General features: G+C 43.7%; 9 protein-coding genes. 6 read left to right on the forward strand and 3 right to left on the reverse strand.

Annotated features, from left to right (window positions below):
- The 4 genes from IM507_RS19155 to purH form a co-directional block, all read left to right on the forward strand.
- On the forward strand, nt 1–656 hold a 656-nt coding region (locus tag IM507_RS19155; protein ID WP_287637541.1), incomplete at its 5' end, for a bluetail domain-containing putative surface protein.
- A 1-nt stretch (nt 657) separates the two neighbouring features.
- Nucleotides 658–918 carry a hypothetical protein gene (locus IM507_RS19160; protein ID WP_002754137.1) on the forward strand — a complete coding sequence of 87 codons (261 nt, stop codon included), beginning with the start codon at nt 658–660 and terminating at the stop codon, nt 916–918.
- Nucleotides 919–1,086: 168 nt separating this feature from the next.
- Nucleotides 1,087–1,800 carry a polysaccharide deacetylase family protein gene (locus tag IM507_RS19165; protein ID WP_002740119.1) on the forward strand — a complete coding sequence of 238 codons (714 nt, stop codon included), beginning with the start codon at nt 1,087–1,089 and terminating at the stop codon, nt 1,798–1,800.
- 415 nt (nt 1,801–2,215) lie between these two features.
- On the forward strand, nt 2,216–3,751 hold the full coding sequence (gene purH / locus IM507_RS19170; RefSeq protein WP_123229911.1) for a bifunctional phosphoribosylaminoimidazolecarboxamide formyltransferase/IMP cyclohydrolase: 1,536 nt from the start codon (nt 2,216–2,218) through the stop codon (nt 3,749–3,751).
- A 71-nt stretch (nt 3,752–3,822) separates the two neighbouring features.
- Here purH and IM507_RS19175 read toward each other — a convergent pair whose 3' ends face one another.
- Nucleotides 3,823–4,716, reverse strand: coding sequence for a hypothetical protein (locus IM507_RS19175; protein WP_002739843.1), 894 nt, complete (start codon nt 4,714–4,716; stop codon nt 3,823–3,825).
- Between the two features lie 421 nt (nt 4,717–5,137).
- Between IM507_RS19175 and IM507_RS19180 the strand changes: the two genes are divergently transcribed.
- Nucleotides 5,138–5,356, forward strand: a complete 219-nt coding sequence (locus tag IM507_RS19180) for a hypothetical protein (RefSeq protein ID WP_002739824.1) — start codon at nt 5,138–5,140, stop codon at nt 5,354–5,356.
- Nucleotides 5,357–5,385: 29 nt separating this feature from the next.
- On the forward strand, nt 5,386–5,622 hold the full coding sequence (locus IM507_RS19185; protein WP_016517362.1) for a type II toxin-antitoxin system RelE family toxin: 237 nt from the start codon (nt 5,386–5,388) through the stop codon (nt 5,620–5,622).
- Here the strand turns inward: IM507_RS19185 and IM507_RS19190 are convergent.
- Both IM507_RS19190 and IM507_RS19195 read right to left on the reverse strand, forming a co-directional pair.
- Nucleotides 5,548–5,724: a hypothetical protein gene (locus IM507_RS19190; RefSeq protein ID WP_002739998.1), complete on the reverse strand. Its 177-nt coding sequence runs from the start codon at nt 5,722–5,724 to the stop codon at nt 5,548–5,550. The genes IM507_RS19185 and IM507_RS19190 overlap by 75 nt on opposite strands.
- Before the next feature lie 183 nt (nt 5,725–5,907).
- Nucleotides 5,908–6,048: a hypothetical protein gene (locus IM507_RS19195; protein WP_287637542.1), complete on the reverse strand. Its 141-nt coding sequence runs from the start codon at nt 6,046–6,048 to the stop codon at nt 5,908–5,910.
- Nucleotides 6,049–6,172: the final 124 nt, after the last annotated feature.

The raw sequence follows: 6,172 nt of genomic DNA on the forward strand, positions 1-6,172 counted from the left end.
ATAACGACACTTACCTCTTCGACACGGATCTGGTCTTGGGTAGCGATAGCCTAATTGATGCCTCTGGAATCGATACCCTCAACTTTGCGGCGACTACAACTAAAACCATCAACCTCAATCTCGGCAGTACCGCCGCCCAAAACGTCACCGCCGGAAATCTCACTCTCACCCTAGCTAGTGCCACTGCCTTTGAAAATGTTATTGGTGGTAGCCTCAACGACAACATCGTCGGCAATACTCTGAATAATTCTCTTACCGGTGGTCTTGGCAAGGATAGTCTGACGGGAAGTACGGGATTGGATACTTTGAACTACAATTCTCTAGGTGAGTCGCTGCTGAGTGGCTTTGATGTTATTCAAGGCTACAGTGGCACGGGTGCTAGTCTTGATCGCATTAATGCCCCTGCGCCTATTGCACCAATCACTTTGACCGCATCGAAAGGCACAGCTACTGCTTTAACCGAAGCGGCGATTCAGTTGGTCTTGACTAATGCGGCCTTTGCTGCTAACACGGCGGCGGCCTTTAAAGTGACAGGTCAAAGTGGTACTTTTATCGCTCTCAATAATGGAGCGGCCGGTTTCCAAGCCGCTAGTGATGCGATCATTCAACTGAGTGGTTACAACATTGCTGCCGCTACACCAGTGGTAGTGATCTAGATTGAGAGATCATTTAAGTTTGCCGGCAGTAGGAGACTCTTCTCCTACTGTTGGGGGTCTTTCAAATGTTCATAGGGTTTTTATCTGGATTATCTCAGCTTTCAAGCTACCAGCATCCGATCGCTCGGCTTTAGGAGAAAAGGCTCACCGGTTTGGTAGTTGTCATCAGCGTCTGGGATTAGCTGCGGCGATCGTGACCACTACCCTATTTTTACCCGCAGTCGCTATCCTCAGTTTTGTCGCTGATGCAGAAACTGAATAAAATGCGTAAATATCTCCTGCATCAATAATCTTTGGCCTGTAGTCGCTAATCTTTACTTCTCTTCTCATGCTAAATCTGGTTATTAAAAACTGATTATCTATAGCTCCTTTTGCCCCTTGCCTCTTGCCTCTCCTGATATGTAGCCTATACTCAACGGATTTAGTATGAATGAGCATTGCCAAATTAATTATCTCGATCGTCGCTCGACTTTTCCCCGGGGCAATTTTCTATCAACCGACAGGAGAGAAAATTATCGCCCTTACTATCGATGATCTACCCACTCCCAACGATCTGGAAGGAAAATTCACCGATCGCATTTTAGCGGCGATCGCCGATCATAATCGAGAAAAAGCCAGCCCAGCAACTGCTGTCAAGGCGACTTTTTTTCTGATCACGGGACACCTACAACCGAACTCCACCTTGATTGAGAGCCTAATCGCCCAAGGTCACGAAATCGCTAATCACGGCACCCAGGATCTGCGTACCAGTCAACTGGCTGCCGACGCTTTTGCCAGTCAGTTTCGGGAAGCTAACGATATTTTAAGTCGTCTTGCAGGTCAAGAGCTGCGCTGGTATCGTCCCGGTCAAGCCTTCTATAATCAATCTATGCGCTCGTTTTTGGGGACATTTCCAGGCTATGAGTCCCGATTTGCCCTCGCTTCCATGATTCCTTTAGATACCGGAAAAGCAACGAATCACCCTCAATTTACCACTTGGTATATCTCGCAATTTATTTTCCCCGGGGCGATTTTAGTGCTTCACGGTGGCTCCCCCGAAAGAGATGAAAATACGGTGCTCGTGCTGAAGAATTTATTAGGGAAATTACACGATCAAGGTTATCAGGTGGTGACTCTCAGCCAATTAGTTGATCACAAACGTTAAGTAGTTGAACAAAAGTAAAGTTAACTGTAGGGTAAGGAGTCAGTCGTCAGTAAGAATTCCGGCAATTTACATTTCTATAAGATAGACAACAGAATTTATGTCCGACTACTTATTAGCTGATTTTCTCGGCATTAAAGACAAAAAAAAGATGATGGGAATCTGACAAGATTGGGCGATGAGTTTTGCTGAGGGGTTTTTATCAATCTAGAGGGACTTGTTGACCCCGAACAATCCTGTATTTTTTTAACAAGTCAGACCAAATCTTTCTGGGAGGACTTTAAAAATTGCCTTGGCATAAGTTGATATTTGAGAGAGGAAAATATAGAAGTCGCTGATTATTTACTAACCTACTTTTTTTAATTTTTAACGGGTTAGGACTGAGATATACTGAAATGGTTGCTTATAGATCACTACTATGGGACGTTTAGCGCTGATCAGCGTGACTGACAAAACCGGAATAGTTGACTTTGCCCGTCAGCTAACAGAAGAGTTTGATTTTGAAATTATTAGCAGTGGAGGAACCGCCAAAACACTGCAATCGGCGGGGATTCCCGTGATTAAAGTGGGAGAATACACAGGATCTCCTGAAATCTTGGGCGGAAGGGTGAAAACTCTCCATCCTCGCATCCATGGCGGTATTTTGGCTAGAAGGGATTGCCAGTCAGATTTAGCGGAAATGGAGGCTAATCAAATTCGTCCTTTTGATTTGGTGGTGGTTAATCTCTATCCCTTTGAACAGACGATCGCTAATCCTGATGTTACCACCGCTCAGGCGATCGAACAAATCGATATCGGTGGTCCGGCGATGTTACGCGCCTCGGCTAAAAATTTCGCCCATTTGACTGTCATCAGTAACCCCAAGTATTACGAGCAGTATTTAAGCCAATTACGGCAAAATAACGGTGAAATCTCCCTGGAATTCCGTCAAAAAATGGCGGGGGAAACCTTCGCTTTAACCAATGCCTACGATGGTGCGATCGCATCCTATTTCGCCAGCTTAAACGGGGAAACGACGCGCTTTAATTTGGCGGGAAATGCCCTGCAAACCCTGCGTTACGGCGAAAATCCCCACCAAAGTGCCACCTGGTATGGTAGCGGTACAATGGCTCAAGGTTGGGGAAAAGCGACCTTATTACAGGGAAAAGAACTAAGTTATAACAATTTAGTCGATTTGGAAGCAGCCCGCCGTTTAATCGCCGAATTCGGCAGGGAAGAACCGGCCGCCGCTATCTTGAAACACACTAATCCCTGTGGTGTGGCGATCGGTGGTAGTTTAGTGGAAGCTTATACTAAAGCTTTTAATGCCGATGCTATCTCGGCTTTTGGGGGTATTATTGCCCTAAATCAAGCCATAGATGAAGCAACCGCTAAAGAATTAACGAAAACCTTCCTAGAATGCGTGGTTGCCCCCGATTGTAGCCCGGTCGCCCGGGATATCCTCGCTAAAAAATCAAAGGTGCGGATTTTATTGCTGCCGGATTTAACCACGGGAGAAAAACAAACAATAAAAGTTATCGCCGGCGGTTTTCTAGTACAAGCGGCCGATGATCTGGTAGAAACCCCGGAGGAGTGGCGCGTGGTGACAGAAAAACAACCCACTGCCGCACAATTAGCGGAATTACTGTTTGCTTGGAAGGTATCTAAGCACGTTAAATCTAACGCTATTGTGGTGACGAAAAATAAAACTACTTTAGGGGTTGGTGCAGGGCAAATGAATCGCGTTGGTTCGGCGAAAATTGCCCTTGAACAAGCAGGGGAAGCGGCCAAAGGTGGCTATTTAGCTAGTGACGGCTTTTTCCCCTTTGATGATACTATTCGCACGGCGGCCCAGTTTGGCATCGAGGCAATTGTTCAACCAGGAGGTTCTTTAAAAGATCAGGATTCGATTAATGCCGCTAATGAGTTAGGTTTAATTATGGTCTTAACAGGCATTCGTCATTTCTTGCATTAATACAAAGTTAGGGTGTGTTGTTGCTTAAATTAACGCACCCCAACTTTGTATTAATTATTGGTTAATTTACCCTATTCAATAGTCTTAAATTTGCCAAAAGTGCGAGGATGACCAGCTTTTTGGGAACAAAGAAAATAGCGCGCGGGTTCGTAATGATTTTCAGCACTAAAAGGGGAACAGAAATGATCTGCAAGTAAATCTTCTCGCACGAAGAAAGCATTTACTCCCGAAAAACTACAACCCACCAGTTTATAACCCTGTTGATGACCAAGTTTTTCTAGAGCTTTCAAACTTGATCCCACATGACTTTTATATTTCCATTGGTGACTAGGATTATACTGCATCACCCAACTGGATTCGGGGGGATAAATAGCATTATATTCGACAATTACCACCCGGGGACGATAATTAGTAATTGCTTGCCAGACCCAATAATCATTACCATCAATATCAATGGATAATAAATCTAATTCTGTCGGTACATTGCCCTCTCGAAACAAGTCTTCAATATTTGCGGCAGTGATGAAAGTATTTTTTAAAGTTAATTGTTGGTTAGCAATTAAATCTTTAAAAGATTGGCGAATACTTTTACAAAATCGCTCACTGCCTTCAATCCAATAACCTTGCCATCCTTTCACTAACAGATAGGCACTATTATTTTCTAAACCGTTACCAACTCCAAATTCCACAAAGAATTTATTTGTGGTTCCAATCCGATTAAAAATCTCGCTAATAATGCCATCTTCTCCCGCTTGGGAAAAAACCTTAAATTCGTAGCGGTTTAGTTTTTTAGGGTTATCATATTTTGGGTTTTTATGCAAGTTTTCTATCAGATAATTATCAATTTGTAACTCTGCTAGTATATCTTGATATTTTGAGGAAGAACTATTCAGAGACTTAAGGTTTTTAAGAATCTCTGGGATTGCTTGCCAAGGTGCTGCCATATTTTTGAGAAAGGTTTTCATGGATTTTAACTACAATTAACGAGTATTGGCTCTCCCAGGTTTGGTGGGTAAAATGTATTCTAAGATACATTCCTCCTAGCGAGGGGGTGGAACGAACCACTCCAGACACAAAGGACACAAAGATCGATCAATCCTATGTAAGTTAAACTTATCACACAGAACCTAGAAGAGCCGAGTATTTTTGGATTCAATGGGTTGATTAGTGCGATGCCGAAGGCACTGCGTAGCAGCACGCCGATCTTGTAGGGTGTGTTTCCTAATCTGGATCCTACTGCTCCACCAATAGATTTTTGGGAACGCACCATGCCCATATGAAGCTATGAGTTTAAGTGCGATGCTGAAGGCACTGGGTAGCAGTACGCCATCGCTGTAGCAACGTGGAGGCTAGAATATATTAAGCCCTATACGTTAGATGTTGTATATGACTGAACGACTTGAGCAGGCGATCGCCCAATTACAAACCTTGTCAACCGATCAACAGGAAGCGATCGCAACCCTAATTTTGGCAGAACTCGAAGAAGAAAAGCGATGGAATGACTCCTTTGCCCGCTCACCAAACTTGCTGGCTAAACTAGCAGCCGAAGCAATGGCAGAACATCGATTGGGCAAGACTCAAGAATTAGACCCAGAAACGTTGTGAAGTCTTGTACCACTGCTCGTTTTCGGGAGATGTTTGCAGATCTTCCAAAACCGATTCAAGAGCAGACCGGTAAAGCGTATCGGCAATTCAAAGAAGACCCAAGCTATCCCAGCTTGCGATTCAAGAAAGTCCATCCAAAGCTGCCCATCTATTCTGCACGCATCAATAGGGATTATCGTGCTGTCGGTCAATTAGAGGATGATACGGTGATTTGGTTCTGGGTTGGTTCCCATGCAGAGTACGATATGCTGCTGGAGCAATTGTAGTGCGATGCCGAAGGCACTGCGTAGCAGCACGCCATCGCCATAGGGTGCGTTCCCTAATCTGGCTCCTGCTGCTCCACCGATCGATTTTTGGGAACGCACCATGCACATTTATTGAGGCTGTGAGTTTAAGTGCGATGCCGATCTTGTAGGGTGCGAAAACGCGCGTGTAACGCACCTTTTTCAAGTCAGCTATAATGTCGGTTAGACAATGCTCTTATGAAGCGTTTAACCATCAGATATACATTCACGAGCATATTGTTTCACCAGTAATTCGATTATTTTTTCCTAAGTAATTTGCTTTCGATCTGCTTGAGATTTAAAGAAGCTTACACTTTCTTCTGTTAATTCTAATGTTACTTGAGTAGTTTTGGTTTTACCTTTAGGAACTAACTGGTCTGGAGGCGGTAAAAAATAGACCTCTTGCATAATTTTTTTATGGTATAATATAAGGTTTTGCTTTTTTCTCAATTCTTAGATTGAAGTGGAAAAAAGAATAAAATGTGATCTTAGGTCAGGAAATCATCTATAATTTTGCTATGTTTATTAGCAA

This window comes from Microcystis sp. M20BS1 (assembly GCF_020245305.1).
Classification (GTDB): domain Bacteria; phylum Cyanobacteriota; class Cyanobacteriia; order Cyanobacteriales; family Microcystaceae; genus Microcystis; species Microcystis ichthyoblabe_A.